The organism is Gordonia sp. KTR9, from assembly GCF_000143885.2.
GTDB lineage: Bacteria > Actinomycetota > Actinomycetes > Mycobacteriales > Mycobacteriaceae > Gordonia.
Genome location: NC_018581.1, coordinates 2,758,607 through 2,778,522, shown reverse-complemented (window position 1 = coordinate 2,778,522; position 19,916 = coordinate 2,758,607). Strand labels below are relative to the sequence as shown.

Genomic DNA, 19,916 nt, shown 5'->3' with positions numbered 1-19,916 from the left:
GTGACCGAGACAGAGCACCCGCTGATCGACGACCCGCAAGCACCATGGAATTGGAGGACCGTCGACGAGGCCACCGCTCAGTCCGAGCTTGGTTGCGAGCTCTTGTATGAATACGACGGGTCCTGGGCAACGTACGACGAAGTAGTAGCTTCGGTGACAGCGGAGGCCGATACGATCCCAGCCGACAAATCGCGCTGGAGAGACGGCGACTTCGACGCAGACGAGTACATCGACGAAGCTTGCGGCTGGGGCGTCATAGGAACAATTGAAGTCCGGACCCGTATCGCCACGGAGTACACGGCGGCAAGTTCCGATTGAGCGCTAACGACTTACAGGCGAACCTCTGTCCAGGGCAGCATGCGACCCACGAGAGCTTGGAAGACTGGCTATCGGCCACACTTGTAGCGGGACCGTGCGCTTGGGCAGAAGATTAAGTCGTTCATCAAGCGCGTCCGGTTGCGATCTTCGGATGATCAGCGTCAGGTGAGCCGCGCGGGGCAGGATTAGTGCAGCGTCTGGCGTCAGTCCGTCGTTCGTATCGACAAGGAGCTTCGAACTGAGATGAGCATGAACTACGACCAGGTCCTGATCGAGTGGGCGCACACCTACAACGGTTACGAGCGTCTGGCCGCAGGCCCGGGCAAACTATACGAACTCCTGGCTCCGCTGCGGCAAGAGTTCGATCAACACGGGATGGTGCCGGACTGGGCAGGGATCGACCTGCTTCGAGGGTGGGCTTTCTATCTCGTACGTGCGCATCGGCACAGCGGCGGTTACGAACCTTTCACGGTCGAGTACCCAGAGGTCTATGCGATAGCGGATGCCATCGACAAGCACGCTGCCGTCACTGATGCAGACCGACCACCGGCACGACCTGGCAACTGATCGAGACGTCGGACGTACTCAGGAACGACTCGTGTATCGCGTGTTTGGGCGCGATCGCGAGGACCGCTCCTAGGCGGCCACTGCAGTCCTTCACTGCGCGGCCTACGACGACAGCTGCCTCCTCAAGTCCTCTAAAAGGGATGCACTCTCGACGTCTTCGGCAATCAACTTGACCAGCCGCTCGACGGCTTCTTGGGCGAAAACCGAGTCGCGGCGCACCAGGTTGTACACATTGACCGACAGGCCGGCACGTGCGTTCCGTTGAATCACGTCCTGCACCTTGGAAGAGCTTGGCAGATCGCGGATTTCCCACCAGGACGAGGTGCCCAATGCAAACCACGGATCTACCGGCTTGGGAGCACTTTCCGCGATACGGAACGGCGACAGCAACTTGGCCAGTTCGCCGCGTGCGTCCTCGTAGCTGGTCAGACGTTTCGTGTCCGTGCTCGGCTCGGATGACCGCCCACAGGAGTACCACGTACTTGTACGTGGCTCGTCGCCCATTCTTCGATGCTCGCATGAGTTGCTCTAGTTCCGTCAGTAGCGTTCGTGACTCGTCCCAGTGCGGGTCCGCACCGAGCTCAGCGAGCTTGTCGCGAAGTGGGCGGAGCTGCGTCCGTGGGCTCGATTGAACGTGAGAGAGAACTCGTCGAACCTCACTGGCGGCGGTCTGGTCACTGGACTGAAGCAGCCCGCGGAACCTCTCATCGAGCAGCCACGATTCGTCCTGTGCGGCATACATGGCCACTGCGTCGAGGAACATCTCCATGGCTCGCACGCGGGCGACCATCCCGTCGGCATCGCAATGTAGCCAACGAAAGCGGGTCTTTTAGAGTTCGGCTCGAGCCGGCGACTCAGAAACATCGATGAACGTGCCGAACGAGTCATCGGATTCTAAGAAGTCGTCGACCTCGATCGCCAATCTGATGACGTTGTCGTCGGACATGGATGTGCCGACGACAAGCACGTGCCGGGTCATCATCAAGGCCTGCAGAAGCGAGCCAGCGGGCCGGGAGTTTGCGTCATATCGCACGAAGCTTCGACGGGTGAGAACGACGGACTCAGGTCTACCGACTTCGCCGTGCATCTTGAGCACCCGTGGTCGGCGGGGTTGGACCGCTTCCCAGGGGATCACCGTCGGCCTCAGTTCACCGGTCGCCTCGACCGCATCCTCATACAGCTCGTCGTAGTTGGTGGTCACCACCTCGCGACAACGAAGTCCCGCCACGAGGGGATGCGCAAGAGAGACTTTCTTGGCGCGTCTCACTATTCGTGCGATCTCGCTACCCAAGTTGTCGCCCAACCGCAGAGAGATCAACTCCGCCTGGTCGAGCGGACTGTCTTCGAGATTCATCAGTGTGTTGGCGTCGACGCCGGCCCTCGATCCCAGCTCTTCTAGGAGTGCTTTCCAACCCGGAAGCCCCGCAGACACGCTGACCCCAGCACCGAGAAACAGCGCGAGGTCGCCATCGCGTGCCCGGGTACCGAGATCCTTCGCGACTCGAAGCTGTCCGGGGCTGAGCTCCCAATGGACAGCAGTCGCTGTTCTCCGGAAATGTTGAAGTGCGCTGTAGACGGACCGGTCAGGGGTCACCAGAGCCACATCGAGCGAGCGGTCGGCCGCCACGCTCCGCAGCAACGTGACGAGGTCTCTGATAACCAGCCCCTTGAGACCTCCCTTCCCTCCCCCGGCTATGCCGAAGACGGGCATAGCCACCACGGGTGGACGTGGCCACTCGGCTCGAACGCGCGAGCTACGTCGGCCAGGACAGCTCGTAGGCGATCAGCCAGCTGGGCGCCAACGGCTGCGGAGTGGTCGATGACGTTCACAAACCAGTTGTGCCCGTCCTGGGCGTCGCGACAGAAGGCCTTGTCCTAGGTATCGGGTTTCGAGGGTTGCTCACCGCCGAACAGCGGGTACTAGTGCGGTTCGACTTCGAAGTCTGCGTCGGTCGGCACCACGACTGCATCAGCGCCCAGGGCCTCAATCCGTCCGTGAACGACGAAGGGGATGGCCGGAACCGTTGGCGGCGTTGCTCATAGGTTCACCTAATCAGACACGCGGCGCGGCAGGTCAGCGTGTGTCTGAACTCGTTGGTTCAGTCGCTCAGCAGCCAGATGTCGTCAAAGTGACCGTGGCGCGTTGCACGACGTCTGATGTGTCGAAGAAGCACGAGTCGGTGTCTACAGCCTCACATCGATGGCCCGAGGACGATTCCCGAGACGCGCGAGGAGCTCGTCGCTGAACTCCCCTGCGAGCGTCGGACAGTTGATGAAAGACAGAGAGGCGTAGTTGCAGTAGCCGAAAAGCTCGTGGGGCCAGTTCCCGATCAGATCAATGTGTCCGCAGTTCGTACAGTTCACGGTCGGTTCTGCCCGTGATTCGTACCAGTCGAGTATGAGTGCACCCGCTGCGCCGCCGTCGAATTGCTGGTGGCCGCACCGAGGACACGGCGGACCTTCGAAGCCACCGATGTTGTGAGACATCTGCCAGCCCTTCTTGATCCGCACACCGAACAAGATGTACCGACCTCCGGCGACGGCGCCGGTTTCAATCCATTCCGGGTCCATGGCATCGGCGAATCGCGGGCCTTCGCGGAAAGTCCCATAGAACGCGTCCGGCTTTGCTGATGGCGCAATGATCTCCTGGCTGAGCAGCCAAGTGATCTGCGCGTCAACGAGATCTGACGCTTGATTCTCGTCGGCGTCGAGGCTCATGAACTCGACCCAGTAGTCGGACATGTCATCAACCTAGTCGGAGTGCAGTCCCAAGCCCGGACGCAGATGCATACTGCACCGACGCGTCCCTATGGGCGTTAGATGCACCCGGCTCGGAGGGTCGGCGTCGAGCGCATCTTGTGGGAACCACTAGTGGGTTGAGGGTGTAACCGCCCGAGGTCTGGTCGCCAGGTGGTTTCGACACGCCTCCTCGCTAGCGCTCGTCGACGGCTCAACCAGCAGAAGGGCCGCTCTTGGACGGCTCAAGCGGCAGTGGGAGCGCTCGTCGACGGCTTAACCAGCGTAGAGAACGCTTTGTCGACAGCTCGACTAGCAACTGGGCACCTCGCGGGCGGCTCAACTGCGCAGGGATGCCCGTCGAATCTTCGGCTAGCACAGCGCTAGACGGGCAACTGACTCCCCGACCGCCTCAACTCCGAGAACGCCTTAATCCCCGTCGAAGTAGCGGTAGCAATTGGCCGCAGCTCAGGCCCAGCCTCGGTCTTCGACACCATCACGACGTTGTCGACGTACGGCTGGATCGTGCTGGTGTTCTGGACCGTGGCGACGATGATCAGCTGGAAGCCGAACTTGCGGAACGCCGACAGCGCCTGCTGTGCGAACTGTGGGTCGGACTTGGAGAACGCCTCGTCGAGCATCAGCTGGGCGAAGATGGGCCGGTTGTCGTTGCCGTGCGGGCTGGCCAGGTTGAAGCTCAGCGCACCGGCGAGACAGAAGGCCATCAGCTTCTCCTGCTCGCCACCGGAGTTGTCGCCGGCGTTGGAGTAGGTGCGGATGGTCTCCCCCGACTCGGCGTCGTGTTCCTCGCAGTAGAAGTCGAAGCGGTTGCGCACGTCCAGGGCGTCGCGCGTCCACTGGCGGTCCTCCGGGGTATTGCCGGCGAGACGTTCGCGCAGCAGCAGGATGTCGGAGTACTGCTCGAGGATTGCCTGCTCATCGCCGAAGCTCACCGCCGTCGCGCGGTTCGAGATCTGGCGGGCCTTCTCGGTCAGCTCCTCGACCGCGGCGAGCTTCTTGCGACCGGGTCGCAGCCGCAGACGGGTGCCGCGGTTGAACGCCACCGCACCGAGGCCGGTGTTGACGCGCTCGATCTGCTCGACGATGCGTCGTTCCTCGGCGTCGGCGGCCATGTGCAGGCCCAGGATCGCGCCCGGCGCCTGCTCGGTGATGAGACGGCGCATCCGCTCGTAGGCGGCGGGCAGCTCGCGTTCGTCGATTCGGCGGCAGACGGCGACGTAGTCGTGAAGGCGTTCGTCGAAGTCGTCGCTGTCGTTGGGGATGGCGTCCGGGAACTCCTCGTCGTAGGTGTCGAGGATGCGGGCCAGCTCGTCGCGGGAGCGTCGAGCATCCGAACGCATGCGGTCGCGCTCACGGCTCGCGGCCTTGACGATCTCCTGGCGGTACGGCTCCGGGTTGAGCACGTCGAGAGTCGCCGAAAGGTCCTCGCGGAACCCGTCGAGGGTCTTCTCCGCCTGGGCGGGGACGTCTTCGGGCTTCAACCGGTCGATGAGGTCCAGGAGCTGGGTGCGGCGGGAGTCCTGGCGAGCGATCTTGTCCTTGACCAGCGCTGCCTGCGAAATCGCGTTGCGCACCTGCTCCCACAGGTCTTCAGCCTTGCGCTGCAACGCCTCAACGTCGGGGTTTTCCTCGATCAGCAGGTCGTACTGATCGGTGAGCTGGTCGACGCGGTCATCGACGGAGTCGACGTCGATCTCGTTCCACTGCGTGAATTGCTCGCACACACGGCGATACGCGTCGCGACGCTTCTCCTTTGCGCTGCGCTCCCGATCGAGCTCGGCGCAATCCTGACGGGCATCCTCGAACGCCCGCTCCTCGTAGTCGAGTTCGTCGCGAAGCGCGGCGATCTTCGACGCGACGTCGCCGACGAAGATGTACTGCGACCGGCGCAACTGCTGGCGGTCGTCCTTCACCGCGAGCTTTGCCGAATCCTTACGCAACCCCTGGTCGGTGACGGCCTTAGCGTACTGGGAAAACTCGCCAGGACTGTCCACACACATGTGGCTGCCCAGCTTCGACAGGACGGTCATCGCCTCGGCCGCACCCGGGTGCGAGGCATCGACGGGACGGAGCTTCGAGGCCAGAGTCCCTGGCTCGAGGACCGGCATTGGGCGAGAATCGGCCTGGTGCAGCTGGATCCGGCCGCGCATGTCGTGCGAGTTCACGAAGCGCAGGGCGGCGCGGAAGTGCTTGTCGGGCACCAATAGACGAAGGCCGACGTTGCGCAACACCTTCTCAACGGCCAGACGCCAGCGCTCCTCGTCGGGATCGAGTTCGACGAGCTCGGCGACGTACTTCAGCTCGGACTCGTCGATCTGCAGGCCGTGGGCGATGACGCGGCGCATCTCGTGCTCGGTGCGCGGGAGCGCGGAGCCGGCGTTCTCGACGCGGCCGAGTTCCTCCATCGCGGCGTCGCGGCGGGTACGAGCAGCGACCTCGCTGGCCAGCGCCTCGGCATAGTGAGCGCGACCGGCGTCGAGCTGGCCGTCGATCTTGGTGGCCTCCTCCTGAAGTTCCTCGCGGAGCAGCCAGAATCCCTCGGCCCGCGTGGGCGGGGTGAAGCCGAGAGCGGAGACCTTGTCCTCGTACGCGTTACGTCGGGCGGTGACCTCGGTGCTGAGTTTCTGTGCGCCACCGAGCTGTTCGCGCAGCGGAGCGAGATCGCCGGTGGAGGTGGCGATCCGGGACAGCAGCAGGCTGTGGTCCTGGCGGAGCTGGTCGTGCTGGGTGGTCAGCGCGGCGAGATCACCGTCGAGGCGGGTGATCTGGTCGTCGAGGTCGGCAACCTCGGGCTCCGCGTTGCGGATCCGCAGGTTGTTGACGTAGCTGCGAATGGTGGTGTTGTCGATGGTGTCGAGGACGGAGAACGTGGCCGCCTCCCCCGCGTACCGCTCGTGCACCTCCTCGATGTTGCCGAGGATGGTGCGCTTGCGGCGCGCGACGTCGAGCAGTTCACGCGCTTCGACGAGCGGGTCGATCTGGTCGAGGGCGTCGGCGATCCCGACGATGCTGGTCGGGGCGTCGAGCATGAACTCCCGCACGAACTGCGCGAGACCGCCGACGCTCTTGAGCGACTTGGCTTTTCCGAGGAGCTGCTGTGCGGCGTCGGAGCCGCGGATGCCGATGAGCGAGTACAGCGTCGAGAGGTACTTGCCCTCGCCGGGTCCGCCGCGCCAGCCGCGGTCGCGGAACTTGGCCGAGTTGTAGTTGTTGGCGGCCCACTCGTTGCAGGCCTCGACGATGTCGGCGTCGCCGTCGTAGATGAAATACGAACTGTGGGCATCTGTCATCTTGCCCGCGGCAAGCCATTTCAAGACGAGGCCGGTGATGGCCTCGCCGGAGCTGGAGGTATAGGTGACCGAGATGGCCGCCCACGCCGGGCCGGTACCGCGCAGGTACATGATCTCGCGGTGGGCGTTGGTGCCGTCGCGCCGCTCGCCCCACGCGCCGCGCACGTACTTGCCCACCGTGCGCTTGCCGCTGGAGGATCCGGCCGCCGTCGCATCACCCGAGGCGTTGAAGTTGCGCCGATGATCCGGCAGGAACGCCAGCGAGATGGCGTCGAGCAACGACGACTTGCCGCTACCCGACGAGCCGGTGATCAGAGAACCGTTGGGACTGAACGGGATCGAGTGATATCCGTCGAACACGCCCCAGTTGATCAGCTGCAACCGGGACAGGTGGTACTGGTCGACCTGCCCGCTCACCAGTCGTCTCCTTCGTCGTCTCCGTAGGCGTTGTCGAGATCGGCCGCGTCGTCGTCGCGCTCGGCCGGCTCGTCGGCGAGGTCCTCCGGCGGCACTTCCCCGGTGTCACCGGATCCGATGAACTGCTCGAATTGCCGCTGTAGGTCGGTGATCACCGACGCCGTCATCACCGCGGAGATCACCGGGCTGACGATGAAGGTGTCGGCATCGTCGCGCTGCTTGCGCAGGAACTCGAGCTCCTCCATCTTGTCGAGCGCGCGTTCGATGCGCTTGTCGAAGAGCGCGAGGTCGCGGTCGATGGTGTTGGTGACGCCGGCGAACAGCTCGTGAATCTCCTCGCGGGTGATCAGGACGGACTCATCGCGGGCGGCGCGCACGTACTTGGCCAGGTGCAGCGCCAAGATCGCGTCGTAGGTGTGAATCGTCTCGCGCTTGAGGATCTTTCGGCCCCAGCGGGAGTCGTAACCGGCCTGCTCGACGAAGGCGACCTGCAGCTCGTCGACGATCCGCAGCCGGAGGTCGAGTTCGGAGAGGCGGCCGCGCAGGGCGTCCTGGTACTCGGAGACCCACGACCACAGCTGCGGTTGCCGGTCACCGCTGATGTAGCGGCGGGTCAACAGGTTCTGCAGCGCCCAGCACGCGCGGTCGGGCAGCTCGCTGACGTCGCCGTCGAAGCGCGGTGCGTCCGGCGTGTGCGACGCCGCGCGGTTCGCGACGGTGGGCAGGTCGTCGAAGCCGGCGAATTCGTCGGTCTCTGGGGCGCCCTTCGTGGCTCGCTGCGCTCGCACCTCAGGGGGCAGAGGGTCGGTGTCGGGACCCTTCGAGGCTCGCTTCGCTCGCACCTCAGGGAGCAGAGGGTCGTCCCCTGGCACCTCAGGGAGCGAAGAGTCGGCGTCCACCTCAGGGGGCAAAGATGTCATTCGGCGTCGACCTCCGCAGTCGGAATCGGTTCGGTGAAGGTCAGGTCGGGCACTTCGATGGCGTGGTCGTCTCCGATGAGGGACCGGAATCGCACGGTGGTCATCGGCACCTTCTCCCCCGCCGCTTGCTGTTTGGACGCCCAGGACCACAGCACGATGACGTGCGCGAGGTACGGCTCCTCGAGTCCACCGATGACGTCGGCGAGGGCGACGGGTCCGGCGGCGACCGCGGCGTTCACGGTGTCGGTGAGTTCGGTGGTGTCGACCTGGCCGGACAGTGACGCGAACGACGTGAGATCGGCGTCGACGGCGGCCGGGAGCGCCGGTGCGGGCGGTACGTGTTCGCGGATCTCGAAGGCGAGCCGGCCGATGGAGTTCACCGTCGGCGTGGCGAGGGGAAGCTCGTACCCGATCCGACGGTCGGCCAGGGACGTCTTCAGCAGTTCGTTGGCCGTGGCGAGGGCGTCGTTGAGCTGACGGGCCAGGCCGCGGCTCTGCTCGAGGGTCCCGGACGCGACGAAGCGTCGAATACGGCGCGCACACCTCTGCCGAGTGCGTCCGACCTCGGCCATCTGCTGAGTGACGAGGCCGAAGAAGTTGTCCATTACCGACCGCAGGCCGGCGTCCATGGCCGGGAAGTTGTCGACGATCGTCTCGATGTCGTGCTTGAGGCGGGCCCGACGCTCCGGGTCCTGAATCATCTGCGAGAACGCCTGGTACGACGCGGACTGTGGCGAGTCTAGAAGCGCCTCGTAGTCGTCGAAGAGCTGGCGCTGACGGTCGCGGTAGGCGAGGTCGGAGTCGCCCGGGTCGTCGAGCAGGGCGGTGGTGATGCGGTCGAGCATCGTGCCGTACTGGCCGATGTCGGAGATGATCTGCTCCATCTGGTAGCCGATGGTGCGCGCCGCGTCCTCGGCCACGCGCAGGTCGACGGGCGGGCGTCGGCCGGCGTCGAGGTCGGCGAGCTCGGCGTCGAGGTCGGACATCTGCGCCTCGATCTCCGAGCGGATCTGGTCGGGATCGTTGCTGACCTGGCCGGCGACGCGTCGGAGCTCGGCGGCGATCCCGGTGATGGAGCCGCCGGTGGCAATCGAATCCTCACGACGCTGCCGGCGCATGAAGTCCAGGACCGACCGCGCCTCGCTGGTCAGATGGCACAGGTTGGGGGCGTTCGGGTCGGTGGTGTCGGTGACGCGGTGCAGCCAGCCCTGCCGAGCCCACATCTTGACGAGTTCGAGGCCGTTGGCCTGGTCGGTGAGTTCGAGGTCGGCGAGGTCGCGATCGAGGCGCACCGACAGCTCGGTCTCCGACAGTTTGGTGCCGTAGTCGAGGTGGCGTTCCATCAAGGTGACGTAGAGGGCCGAGTTGGTGGCCGCGAAGAGCCGACCCACCGCCGACTTCTGGATCGAGCGGTTCGATTCCCACGCGTCGGCCAGCGTGAGCTGCGCGGACTCGGGGGCGCTCGACGCGCCGGGGGCCTCGACCGGAGCCGGGAAGGCTGAGAACTCCATCGCCGCCTCACGGGGATCTCGGGGACTAGAGGACCCGGGTAGTCTGCCACGCCTGGCGGCCGCGGCCCCACCCGGTGGGTCGCGTGTCCAGCCGCGGGAGACGCGCGTCGCTACCCTGAGGCGCATGGTGATGGCTGATCGTCCGGAGGTCCAGACCGCGTCGGCGCCGGTGACCGCGCTGACGGTCGTCGGCCTCGCGCAGAGCATGATCAACGGCCTCGCGCGGGTGCCGTTCCGCAAGCCCTGGTCGGGCCCATCCGGATTGCTCGACAACGTCGGCCAGTCCGTCACCCGCCAGACCATCCGCGCGTTCATGGGCTACTCGATGGGACTGCCGATCGAGGAGTTCCGGTCGATGGAGAAGATCCTCGACGACCTGTGCCGCATCGTGATGCCGCCCTTCGTCGAGCTGACCGACGGCGTCGAACTCACCGACGACATCGTCGGCGGGGTTCCCGGGCTGTGGTGTCGCGCCAAGGCCAGCTCCGACGCCTACGTCGACGACGAGAAGGACAAGGAAGAGATCGGCGCGACGATCCTCTACCTGCACGGCGGCGGATACATCGGCACCTCGCCGATGATGTACTCCGCCTTCGCGGCGTCGCTGGTGCGCATCGCCGGACACGAGGTGTTCATCGCCGACTACCGGATGGCCCCCGAATTTCCTTTTCCCGCAGGTGTTCACGACGCCGCCGACGTCTACCGGGGCTTACTGGGCCGCGGCGTCGACCCGGATCACATCATCGTCGCCGGTGACTCCGGCGGAGGTGGGCTCGCGGCGTCGCTGGTTGCCTACCTTCACGACCACGATCTGCCTCGTCCAGGCGCACTCGCATTGTTCTCCCCCGAGATCGATCTCGACCTCGACCATCCGTCGATCACCGAGAACGCCCAATACGACATCCTGCCCTGGAGCATCCCGGTCACTCCCTACCTGCACGGTGTCCAGCCGAACGACGCGCGGGTCTCGCCCGTCAACGCCGAACCCGACCCGTCGTGGTTCCCGCCCACCTTCGTCTGCTGGGGCGGCAGCGAGATGTTCCGCGACGGCATACGCGACTTCGCCGCACGGCTCGAGGCGTCGGAGGTGCCGACGCACGCCATCGAAGAACCCGGCATGTTCCACGTCTTCCCCATCCTCATGCCGTGGGCCGAGGCGTCGAAGCGCGTGTTCCGGGCGTTGTCGGAGCTGGCGGACGGGCACGTTGAGGGTGATCCGGACGCTGCGCAGACGCACTGAGTTCGCCGCGCGGATCGTCGAGGCGTCGTCGTCGCCGGGTGTCGTGGGGAGCGAACGTAGCCAGGCCGAGATCCCTGGTCGCCGCCTCCCGGGCGGGCGGATCGTGACAGCGGTTTATGTTGGACGAACCAAGAGCCTCAAACGGACCTCCTCTGTGGATACGGCCGATGTGGTGACCGACGCTCAGAAGAGGGGACAGACATGCCGTATCTCGGGCTGATCTACCTGGTGATCTTGGTGGTCGCGCTGATCGACATCATCAAGACCGACGACGCCGCCGTGCGCGGGCTGCCCAAGTTCGCCTGGGTGGTGCTGGTGGTGATGATCCCACTGGCCGGCGCGCTGGTATGGCTGGCGGTCGGACGCCCCACCGCCGATGAACGACCGCGCCGGCAGCACTCGGGCGCGACCAGTGAGTTCCCGGAATACGACCACCCCGGCCGCTACATTCCGCGGGACCCTGAGGCAGACCGGGAGTTCCTCCGGCAGGTGCGAGAACGCGCCGAACAACAACGTCGGACCGCGCGCGAACAGCAACGAGCCGCCGACAGGACCGACCGCACCGACGACGAAGGTCTGCCACCGACCACCACGTAGAGCGCAGAAGACGGCGGCCGGATCGAGGTACGGCAGTTAGGTTGTCGGTATGACATCGTGGCCAGAGATCCGGGGTTTGTCGTACAGCACGATGGGTCGAACGGCCCGTGGCACCGTGTATTCCAGCGACGGGACAGCCAGCTCTGTGTGGTTCGCTCCGCCCACGTCGTGGCGGATGGAGGTCGCTGACGGGTCACCCTCCTATATCGAGAGTGCCACCGACGAGTACGTATTCCGTGGGGATGGCGTCGCTGTCCACACCGCGAAGCACCCGAACCGCCTTGTCGCAGTGACGGGCGTGTCTCCGACGGTGTTGTTCACCGCGTACCGCAGTTGGACCCCAATGGAACTGACGGGACGGCCACCGCGTTTCAGTGAACCGCATCAGTTGATCGAGGCCGAGGTTCGGGGCCGGCGGGGTTGGCAGGTGGAGTTCGACGATTCCTACGGCGGTCCGACGATCACGATGGTGCTCGACGCCGAGTTGGGGATAGCGCTCTCATGGAGGCAAGGCGAGCAGTGGGTGCAGATGGAATCGCCGGTGCTCGACGAGGACTTTGACCCCGCCCTGTTCACCTGGGATGGGCCGGCAGTCGAGTTCGAGGAGTACCTCGAGTCACGGGAACAGCTCGAACACCAGCAGAAGATGCAGGAACTGATGAACATGCCGCCGACCCACATCGGGTGGGTGCCGATGCAGGTCACCGCGTCACCAACAGACGGTGACCCCTTGTCGGGTGCACTGGATGTGACCGTGACGGCAAGTTCACCCCAGTTCGGGATCCGCCGCTGGCTGACCAAGCTGGGAGAGCCCGAGGTGGGGTTCTCGATGGAGCTCTACTCACCCCGTGCACGCACCACGATCGGGCCGTGGACTGTCGAATTGCGTTCCTACAACGAGATTTCCGCCGACGACGCCGATCGTGTTCTCGCCGAGCTGGGGTTGCCAGACCCGCCCGGCGCCGTCGGTGACATTCGGGACGCAACCACGGCCCGTCAGGAAGCTGCTGAGGAGGCTGAGATCGTCTCCGCGTTGGGTATCGGTCGTGACCTCGATGACTACTTGCACGACTCGTACGGCGTGTCGCTACTGGTGCGCACCGACTTCAGCGACGACCGACGTTGGCGCGAGATCGCTCTGGCCGCGATGGCGCCCGTGGACAGCGGCATGGACGACGAGTCCACCTTCGAGGCGGGGCTGACGTGTATCGACCACCGAGACAACGACGGTCTGACAGTCGAGGCCCTTGTCGAGCGGATCGGTGACGACCCGCCCTACTATGCGTTCGTTGCTGATTCGGTCACGATGTTCCATCCCGAGATGGCGATCCTGGTGGTCGATTGCGGCCGCACCGACTTCGGCCACGAGCCCGGCCGGACCTTCCGCGTCATACCTGAACAGATGCAGTCGGTCGAGAACAACCTCTCGATCTCGAATATGGATTTTCGTGACTTCGCCGACTCCGTCGATGACGATGGGGTCTTTCGTGGCTTCGCGCCGTCGCCGCCGCATGTGGCGATCCTGCAGCGCGACGAACTCCTCGCTCTCAGTGCCACCAACCGGTCGACCCCGGCACTGGCCCGCTTCGCCGAGGAGCTGCCTCAGGTGGACCACCCGTCCATGGTCGTCTACGAGACCACCCGAACGAAGGTCCACGACTCAGTGGCTGCGCTCGACGACCCTCCCGCCAACGAGATCCGCGTCGGAGTCGAGGACTACTTGGCAGCAACCGCCCGGGAAGGCATGTGCCGGCATGGATTCGTCCAGATCCGGGGCGGACATTGGAGTCTGGTGATCGATCCCGACACCGGGACGCTCGAAGCCGCGATGCTCCGTCAATACCAACCCTCCACGCCGTCGTGAGGCATGTCCGGATGTATTGCAATACCTGCGTTTCGAAGACTTGATGGCGTGTCCCGTCACTGCACCCAGCCGCACCGTTCTCCGCGCTCGTTGGTTCAGGCGTGGCTCCAGCCATAGGTCATTTCCACCCAGAGGGTCACCGGAGATGATTGCCTGATCTTCGACATCCGCCGCGTCGACGCAGCTCGCCTGGAGACCGTCGTCGACTCACTCGCTCGATACGGCCCCGTCACGACCTCGCTGGTGCTGCACGACTAAGCGCCCAAGTCCCTCATGCCGCAGCCGTCGGCAAGCTCATGACTGTGAAACACACGGCTGGCTCGGGCAGTGGCGGGGCTTGTTGCTGCCGGAGTGACGACCCGCGTCAGGGTCGTGGCGGGTCCGCCTGAGGGAGCGGTGGGCACAGTCAGCCGAGCACGAACGCCAGCAGGAAACCACCGGCGGTCGCGAGGCCGACCCACCATCCGCCCTCGCGGTAGGCCTCCGGCATCAGCGAGTTTGCCAGCACCCCGAGCGTCGCGCCGCCGGCGAACGCCTGCACCACGCTGATCGCGGTCGGTGAGATGGCGTCGGCCACCGCGTACCCGCCCACCGTGACCGCAACCAGGACGACGGCGGTGAACAACCACATCGCCAGCGCCGAGCGGATCGAGGCGTCGTGCTCGCGACGCATCAACGACGCCCCGCTCACCGCTTCGGGGACGTTGCCGACCGCGATCGCCACTACCAGCACGAGCGAACCGCCCGCGGTGAGCGAGACGCCGAGCGCGGTGTTCTCCGGGACGCCGTCGAGGAATACGCCGATCATCAGCGCGGGTCCGATGGCCGACGACCCGAGCTTGGTTTCGACGAGCCGGTCAGCGACGACGTAGACCGCGGTGCCGGAGAACAGCGCCATCGCCGCGACCCCGGTGCCGGCCTGGGTGAAAGCCGGTTCGAACAGTTCGGTCGAGACCGCCGCGATCATCGTCCCGGCACCGAACGCCATCAGGGTCGCGAGGATCGGATTCGGCAGATTCCAGCGCAGCCCGATTGCAGCGCCGACTGCGATGGGAACGGCGGTCGCGAGACCGTACAGAACCGCGGTGAGCATGAGGACAAGGTTGCCTCGTGGCGCGGTCGATGGCGAGTGCGGCACGCGGGGTGGTGACCGTTGGTTGCGTGGACCCTTCGTGGCTCGTCGCTTGCGCTCCTCGCACCTCATAGCTCCTATGTCAAGCGGCGTCTTGTTGTGGGGTTGTGCGGTTGTGGTGGTCGAGGGTGAGGTTGTTGTAGACGACGCGGGCCAGGCGTCGTTTGAGGCAGCGCATGGCTTCGCGTTTGGTTTGCCTTCGTCGCGTTTGCGTTGGTAGTAGGTGTGGCCGAGGGACTCGGGCATGCGGGCTTGGGTCAAAGCGATGCGGTGCAGGGCGGCGTTGAGTTGTCTGTTCCCTGAGCGGGTGAGGCGGTGGCGGCCGGGGTTGGCTGACCACACCGGCACGGGTGCGACTCCGGCGTGCCGGGCGAAATGCGCCTCGGTGCCGAAGCGGGTGATGCCGGCGGATTCGCCGAGTAGTTTCGCCGCGGTCAGTTCCGCGCAACCGGGCATCGTCATCAACGTCGGCACTGCGTCGCGCGCCAGGGTGGTGATCTCGCGGGTGACCTGTTTGATCTCAGCGGTCAATGCGATGATCGCGGCGACCTCGTGGCGGGCCAGTCGGGCATCGATCCCGGGGCGGTCGATCAGCCACGCCGCGAGGTTGTTCTGGTGTTTGTTCAGCGTCAACCCGCCCCGAGGCATGTGGTATTCGGGGTCGAGTTGATGCACCCGCCACAACACCCGGTTGATCTTCGACGTGCGGTCCCGCACAAGGGTTTCCCGATAGTCCACCAGCGCTTTGGCCTCATACGACACGTCATCGTGGGAGGCCACCGGCAGATCAGGTTCACGGGCGGCGGCCCGCGCCACAGCCAACGCGTCGATGGGATCGGACTTACCGCGTTCACGCCCGGTGCGGCGGTGTTCGGCCATCAACCGCGGGGTGACCCGCACGACCTTCTGCTTTGCGCCGAGTAGGTCGCGTTCGAGGCGGGCGGACATGTTGCGGCAGTCTTCGATGGCCCAGAGCAGTTCGTGACCGAACCTATCGTGGGCCCAGCGCAGTGCTGTGTGATGACCGGCGGTCGTTGTGGGTACGACCGTGGATCCGAGTTTGCGGCCGACGTCATCGACGGCGACAAAGGTGTGGGAGCGCTTGTGAACATCAGCACCGATGACGATCATGGAGCTTGCCTTCCTGTCACAGGGTGGGCGGACAGTCGGGCCGGTCGGTGGACATACTTCAGTGGAGGGGCGCTGCCACGCTCCTATCAAGTCACGCCGGCCGGTCCGTCACACCAGATGTCGGCACGATGAGGCAACACCAACCCAGCAGGGGTGGCAGGGAGCAAGAGAGCCAAACACCCGGTGGACGAAACCCAATCACCACTCACGTGGCTCCACAACCCTGACACTGAAGGGAGCAAATGGTGGTTGCTTGCACCTTAGGGAGCACATGGTGGTGCTCGCCCCTCAGGGAGCAAGAGGTGGTTCCTCGCATCTCAGCGAGCAAGAGGCGATGAAGGATCTGCAATCCAACAGGTCACAGAATTGCGGATACCTCGATGGACCGTGCTGGGGCACGAGGGATACACTGTGTATGTCCGACGAACCGGTCAGACCCCCGACCCGACCGGTTCGTCGGACATTTTTGTCTGCTCGGCCGGGGCCGTGCGTGTCGGTCGACCGACCAGGGTCGTGTTACACGATTCTGCGGTTTCTTTATTCCGCCGGAAACCATTCGGTAATCGGTGGCGAGTGAACTGAGTGTCGTAGCAAACAATCGCTACTCGATCAGACCGGATCTCCGGTCGAACCACTCCGGGCAATGATGCCCGATCCCACCTTCGCACGTCGAGCCGCCATGCGGCCGAACACTTGCAGACACCGTCTCGCCATCCCAGGAGTTCTTGTGCCCTCTTTCGACGAAACCATCACCGAGAACATCGCCGCGTCGCTGGCGGAGATCCCGCACCCCTCACTTCCCAAGGGCTCGAGCATCTATGGCGGTACGAAGATCTTCCCGGACTATCAGGCCGAGAACGGTGAGTCCTACTTCACCCTCGTGCACGGCATCGCACACGAGTCGTCGGTGTCCTTCGTCGCAGTCCTGCAGGCCACACGCGCACTTCGCAAGGGCTTCGAGTCGGCCATGTACTTCTACGGTCCGGGCGCCATCAATTGCCTTGCCACACGCGGATTCCCGACTACCGGCGACTCAGGGTTCCCCGGCGAGCAGAACATCAACAACTCGCTGGAGACCTTCATCTCCGAGGGCGGCACCGTGTTCTGCTGTCGCTTCGGCCTCGCACTGCACGGCGGACGCGAGGAGGACCTGATCGAAGGTGTCATCCCGGCACACCCGCTCGACGTGCAGGACGCGCTCATCCACTACGCCCGGAAGGGCGCAATCATCAACTCCACCTACATGGTCTGAGGATCCGAAACACATGACCACCATCGGAACCGTCGCGGCGAACTTCACCCGCGACCTCGAGCAGAACTACGCGACGATCGAACAGTACGTCGGCGAAGCACGAACGCGGGGAGTCGACTTCCTGGTGTTCCCGGAAGCGGCGATCGGCGGATACCTGTCGTCGCTGGGCAACCACGGCGACACCCGGAAGAACAGTGCCCGGTCGTTGCCGCCGGCGATCTCCCTCGACGGACCCGAGATCGCTCGGGTGCAGTCCATCGTCGGCGATCTGGTGGTGGCGATCGGATTCTGCGAACTCGGCGAGGACGGCGAGACCCGCTACAACGCAGCCGCCGTCCTCGACGGGAACCACATCTACGGCAGCTACCGCAAGGTGCACCAGCCGCTCGGCGAGAACATGTCGTACTCGTCGGGCGACGGATACGGCGTCTTCGACACCCCGGTCGGACGTATCGGTCTCCAAATCTGTTACGACAAGGCCTTTCCCGAGGCTGCCCGGATCATGGCGCTCAAGGGTGCCGAGATCATCGCCAGCCTGTCCGCATGGCCGGCCGCGCGCACCGCGACCGCCGAGAACCTCCAAGACGATCGGTGGACCTACCGGTTCAACCTCTTCGACACCGCGCGGGCCCTGGAGAACCAGGTGTTCTGGGTGGCTTCTAATCAAAGCGGGACGTTCGGGTCGCTGCGCTACGTCGGCAACGCCAAGATCGTCGACCCGGGCGGAAACATCCTCGACACAACGCTTCTCGGGAGCGGACTGGCCGTCGCCGAGGTGGACATCGCGGAGAGCTTCACCGCCATGCGTGCCGGGATGTTCCATCTGCGGGACCGCCGGCCCGAGGTGTACGGCATGCTCGTCGAAACCGACAGCGATTCCGACGCCGGCGCCGATTTCGCCTGGCGGGACCTCGCTCATGCCTGAGATGACCGTCCAGGTGCGCTGGCCCGACGGACTGTTCCGCCAGTACTACTCCCCCAGCCTCGTGCTGCACGACCATCTCGCGCCAGGTACCTACCGCGTCGACGACTTCCGGTCCCGTGCCACCACCGCACTCGACGAGGCCAGCGCACGGGTCCGCGCCAAGTACGGCTTCGCGTGCACGTCCGCGGCGGCGTCGGCCGAGGAGATCGCCGTCGACGCCGCCCGGCACCCCGATTCGGCAGAGGTCGAGGTGGTCTCGATGTACCCGCCGTTGCCGGGTGCGGAGGTGGCTTCGACTCGGGGCGTCGCTTCGCTCCGGCCCGGCTCAACCAGCGGAGGGGACGCGGGCGTCGCTTCGCTCCGGCCCGGCTCAACCAGCGGAGGGGACGCGAGCGTCGCTTCGCTCCGGCCCGGCTCAACCAGCGGGATACCCGGCCCAGCCAACACTGAGGAGCAGTTATGAACGCACACGTGCCGGTCGTGGTCATCGGCGGCGGACAGGCCGGGCTCTCGGTCAGCTGGTACCTCGGACAGGCCGGCGTCGAGCATCTGGTCGTCGAAGCCGATACCGCAGTGCATGCGTGGGCCGACAAGCGCTGGGACAACTTCACCCTCGTGACTCCCAATTGGCATTGCAAACTCCCCGGTTACACCTACGACGGTCCGGAACCGGACGGGTTCATGACCCGCGACGAGGTCGTGGAGTGGCTGCACGGGTGGTTGCAGACGTTCGAACCACCGCTCGTCGAGCACACGAAAGTCACTCGGCTGCAGCGGTTGTCCGGTGATCGGTTCGAGCTGACACTCGACGGCCCCGACGGGATCCATTCGATCACCTGCGACCAGGCCGTGATCGCGACGGGTGGATACCCGCTGCCGGTGGTGCCGCCGTTCGCGCCGTCGCTGGATCTGGCAGTGCACCAGGTGCACTCCGAGGAGTACTTCAATCCCGAGCAACTCCCCGACGGTGCTGTGCTGGTCGTCGGATCGGGACAGTCGGGCACGCAGATCGCCGAAGACCTGCACCTCGCCGGCCGGCAGGTGCACCTCGCGATCGGAAATGCGCCGCGGGTCGCGCGCTTCTACCGCGGCCGCGACTGCATGACATGGCTGTCGGACATGGGCCTCTACGACACCCCGACCCAGGAGTACCCGGGCGGACGGGCCGCACAGGAGAAGACCAACCACTACGTCACCGGACGCGATGGAGGCCGCGACATCGACCTACGACGATTCGCCGTCGAGGGCATGAAGCTCTACGGCGTCCTCACCGACGGCAAGGACTCGACGCTGCGGTTCGCGCCGACCCTGACCGCTGCCCTCGACCGCGCCGACGCCGTGTACAACTCGATCTGCGGCGACATCGACCGTCACATCGACAAGCACGGCATCGACGCGCCCAAGGGTTCTCGGTACGAACCGGTATGGGTTCCGGACGTCGATCCGTCCGAGCTCGACCTCGCCGCCGAGGGCGTCACGTCCATAATCTGGGCGATCGGCTACCGGCCCGACTACCGGTGGATCGAGGCCAGCGCCTTCGACGGCGGCGGTCGGCCCATGCAGACCCGCGGGATCACGGAGGTTCCCGGACTCAGCTTCGTCGGGTTGCCGTGGATGCACACCTGGGGGTCCGGACGGTTCCTCGGTATCGATCGCGACGCGCGGTATGTGGCGGAGCACGTTGTCGAGGCGGTACGGAGTGGGCAGCCGTATCTGGCTGCTGCGCAGTGATTTTGGTTCAGATTGTCGCGGGGGTTCACGGGACCCTTCGTGGCTCGTCGCTAACGCTCCTCGCACCTCAGGGAGCAATGGGGGGCGTCGCTAGCGCTCCTCGCACCTCAGGGAGCGGTGGGTCGAGTCGCGAGGTAGCTTGCCAGACCCTTCGTGGCTCGTCGCTAGCGCTCCTCGCACATCAGGGAGCGGTGGGGGCGTCGCTAGCGCTCCTCGCACCTCAGGGAGCGGTGGGTCGAGTCGCGAGGTAGCTCACCAGACCCT

Annotated in this window: 16 protein-coding genes and 1 pseudogene; 9 read left to right on the top strand and 8 right to left on the bottom strand. The window is 65.2% G+C overall.

Annotated elements, in window-relative coordinates:
* Both KTR9_RS13420 and KTR9_RS13415 read left to right on the top strand, forming a co-directional pair.
* The gene (locus KTR9_RS13420) at positions 1–318 is read left to right on the top strand and encodes a hypothetical protein (RefSeq protein WP_014926794.1); all 318 of its coding nucleotides are present in this window, start codon (positions 1–3) and stop codon (positions 316–318) included.
* Positions 319–561: 243 nt separating this feature from the next.
* Positions 562–885 carry a hypothetical protein gene (locus KTR9_RS13415; RefSeq protein WP_044506674.1) on the top strand — a complete coding sequence of 108 codons (324 nt, stop codon included), beginning with the start codon at positions 562–564 and terminating at the stop codon, positions 883–885.
* Positions 886–987: 102 nt separating this feature from the next.
* Here KTR9_RS13415 and KTR9_RS27310 read toward each other — a convergent pair whose 3' ends face one another.
* From KTR9_RS27310 to KTR9_RS13390, 6 genes are all read right to left on the bottom strand, one after another.
* Positions 988–1,389 carry a hypothetical protein gene (locus KTR9_RS27310; RefSeq protein ID WP_049942595.1) on the bottom strand — a complete coding sequence of 134 codons (402 nt, stop codon included), beginning with the start codon at positions 1,387–1,389 and terminating at the stop codon, positions 988–990.
* A gap of 325 nt (positions 1,390–1,714) precedes the next feature.
* Positions 1,715–2,596 carry an SIR2 family protein gene (locus KTR9_RS27305; RefSeq protein WP_049942593.1) on the bottom strand — a complete coding sequence of 294 codons (882 nt, stop codon included), beginning with the start codon at positions 2,594–2,596 and terminating at the stop codon, positions 1,715–1,717.
* Between the two features lie 473 nt (positions 2,597–3,069).
* Positions 3,070–3,627 carry a hypothetical protein gene (locus KTR9_RS13405; RefSeq protein WP_014926792.1) on the bottom strand — a complete coding sequence of 186 codons (558 nt, stop codon included), beginning with the start codon at positions 3,625–3,627 and terminating at the stop codon, positions 3,070–3,072.
* A gap of 377 nt (positions 3,628–4,004) precedes the next feature.
* Entirely contained in the window at positions 4,005–7,349 is a 3,345-nt protein-coding gene (locus KTR9_RS13400; RefSeq protein ID WP_014926791.1) for an ATP-binding protein, read from the bottom strand.
* Positions 7,346–8,269, bottom strand: a complete 924-nt coding sequence (locus KTR9_RS13395) for a DUF4194 domain-containing protein (RefSeq protein ID WP_014926790.1) — start codon at positions 8,267–8,269, stop codon at positions 7,346–7,348. The genes KTR9_RS13400 and KTR9_RS13395 overlap by 4 nt, the downstream gene beginning before the upstream one ends.
* Positions 8,266–9,780, bottom strand: a complete 1,515-nt coding sequence (locus KTR9_RS13390; RefSeq protein WP_014926789.1) for a DUF3375 domain-containing protein — start codon at positions 9,778–9,780, stop codon at positions 8,266–8,268. Before KTR9_RS13390 ends, KTR9_RS13395 begins: the two co-directional genes overlap by 4 nt.
* A gap of 124 nt (positions 9,781–9,904) precedes the next feature.
* Between KTR9_RS13390 and KTR9_RS13385 the strand changes: the two genes are divergently transcribed.
* From KTR9_RS13385 to KTR9_RS13375, 3 genes are all read left to right on the top strand, one after another.
* Positions 9,905–11,020, top strand: coding sequence for an alpha/beta hydrolase (locus KTR9_RS13385; protein ID WP_014926788.1), 1,116 nt, complete (start codon positions 9,905–9,907; stop codon positions 11,018–11,020).
* A 201-nt stretch (positions 11,021–11,221) separates the two neighbouring features.
* Positions 11,222–11,617 (top strand): PLD nuclease N-terminal domain-containing protein, encoded by a 396-nt coding sequence (locus KTR9_RS13380; protein WP_014926787.1) that lies wholly within the window; start codon positions 11,222–11,224, stop codon positions 11,615–11,617.
* 289 nt (positions 11,618–11,906) lie between these two features.
* On the top strand, positions 11,907–13,481 hold the full coding sequence (locus tag KTR9_RS13375; RefSeq protein WP_238553854.1) for a DUF6924 domain-containing protein: 1,575 nt from the start codon (positions 11,907–11,909) through the stop codon (positions 13,479–13,481).
* Between the two features lie 406 nt (positions 13,482–13,887).
* Here the strand turns inward: KTR9_RS13375 and KTR9_RS13370 are convergent, their stop codons facing one another.
* Both KTR9_RS13370 and KTR9_RS13365 read right to left on the bottom strand, forming a co-directional pair.
* Positions 13,888–14,574 carry a ZIP family metal transporter gene (locus tag KTR9_RS13370; RefSeq protein ID WP_010842624.1) on the bottom strand — a complete coding sequence of 229 codons (687 nt, stop codon included), beginning with the start codon at positions 14,572–14,574 and terminating at the stop codon, positions 13,888–13,890.
* A 121-nt stretch (positions 14,575–14,695) separates the two neighbouring features.
* Positions 14,696–15,744 (bottom strand): annotated as a pseudogene (locus KTR9_RS13365) (IS110 family transposase).
* Between the two features lie 727 nt (positions 15,745–16,471).
* Here KTR9_RS13365 and KTR9_RS13360 point away from each other — a divergent pair.
* From KTR9_RS13360 to KTR9_RS13345, 4 genes are read left to right on the top strand one after another with little or no spacing between them, the layout of a single operon-like run.
* Positions 16,472–16,996, top strand: coding sequence for an MSMEG_0572/Sll0783 family nitrogen starvation response protein (locus KTR9_RS13360; RefSeq protein ID WP_010842625.1), 525 nt, complete (start codon positions 16,472–16,474; stop codon positions 16,994–16,996).
* Positions 16,997–17,009: 13 nt separating this feature from the next.
* Positions 17,010–17,921, top strand: coding sequence for a carbon-nitrogen hydrolase family protein (locus KTR9_RS13355; protein ID WP_014926782.1), 912 nt, complete (start codon positions 17,010–17,012; stop codon positions 17,919–17,921).
* Positions 17,914–18,384, top strand: a complete 471-nt coding sequence (locus KTR9_RS13350) for an MSMEG_0570 family nitrogen starvation response protein (protein ID WP_014926781.1) — start codon at positions 17,914–17,916, stop codon at positions 18,382–18,384. The genes KTR9_RS13355 and KTR9_RS13350 overlap by 8 nt, the downstream gene beginning before the upstream one ends.
* Positions 18,381–19,652: an MSMEG_0569 family flavin-dependent oxidoreductase gene (locus tag KTR9_RS13345; RefSeq protein ID WP_014926780.1), complete on the top strand. Its 1,272-nt coding sequence runs from the start codon at positions 18,381–18,383 to the stop codon at positions 19,650–19,652. Before KTR9_RS13350 ends, KTR9_RS13345 begins: the two co-directional genes overlap by 4 nt.
* The last annotated feature ends 264 nt before the right edge of the window (positions 19,653–19,916 follow it).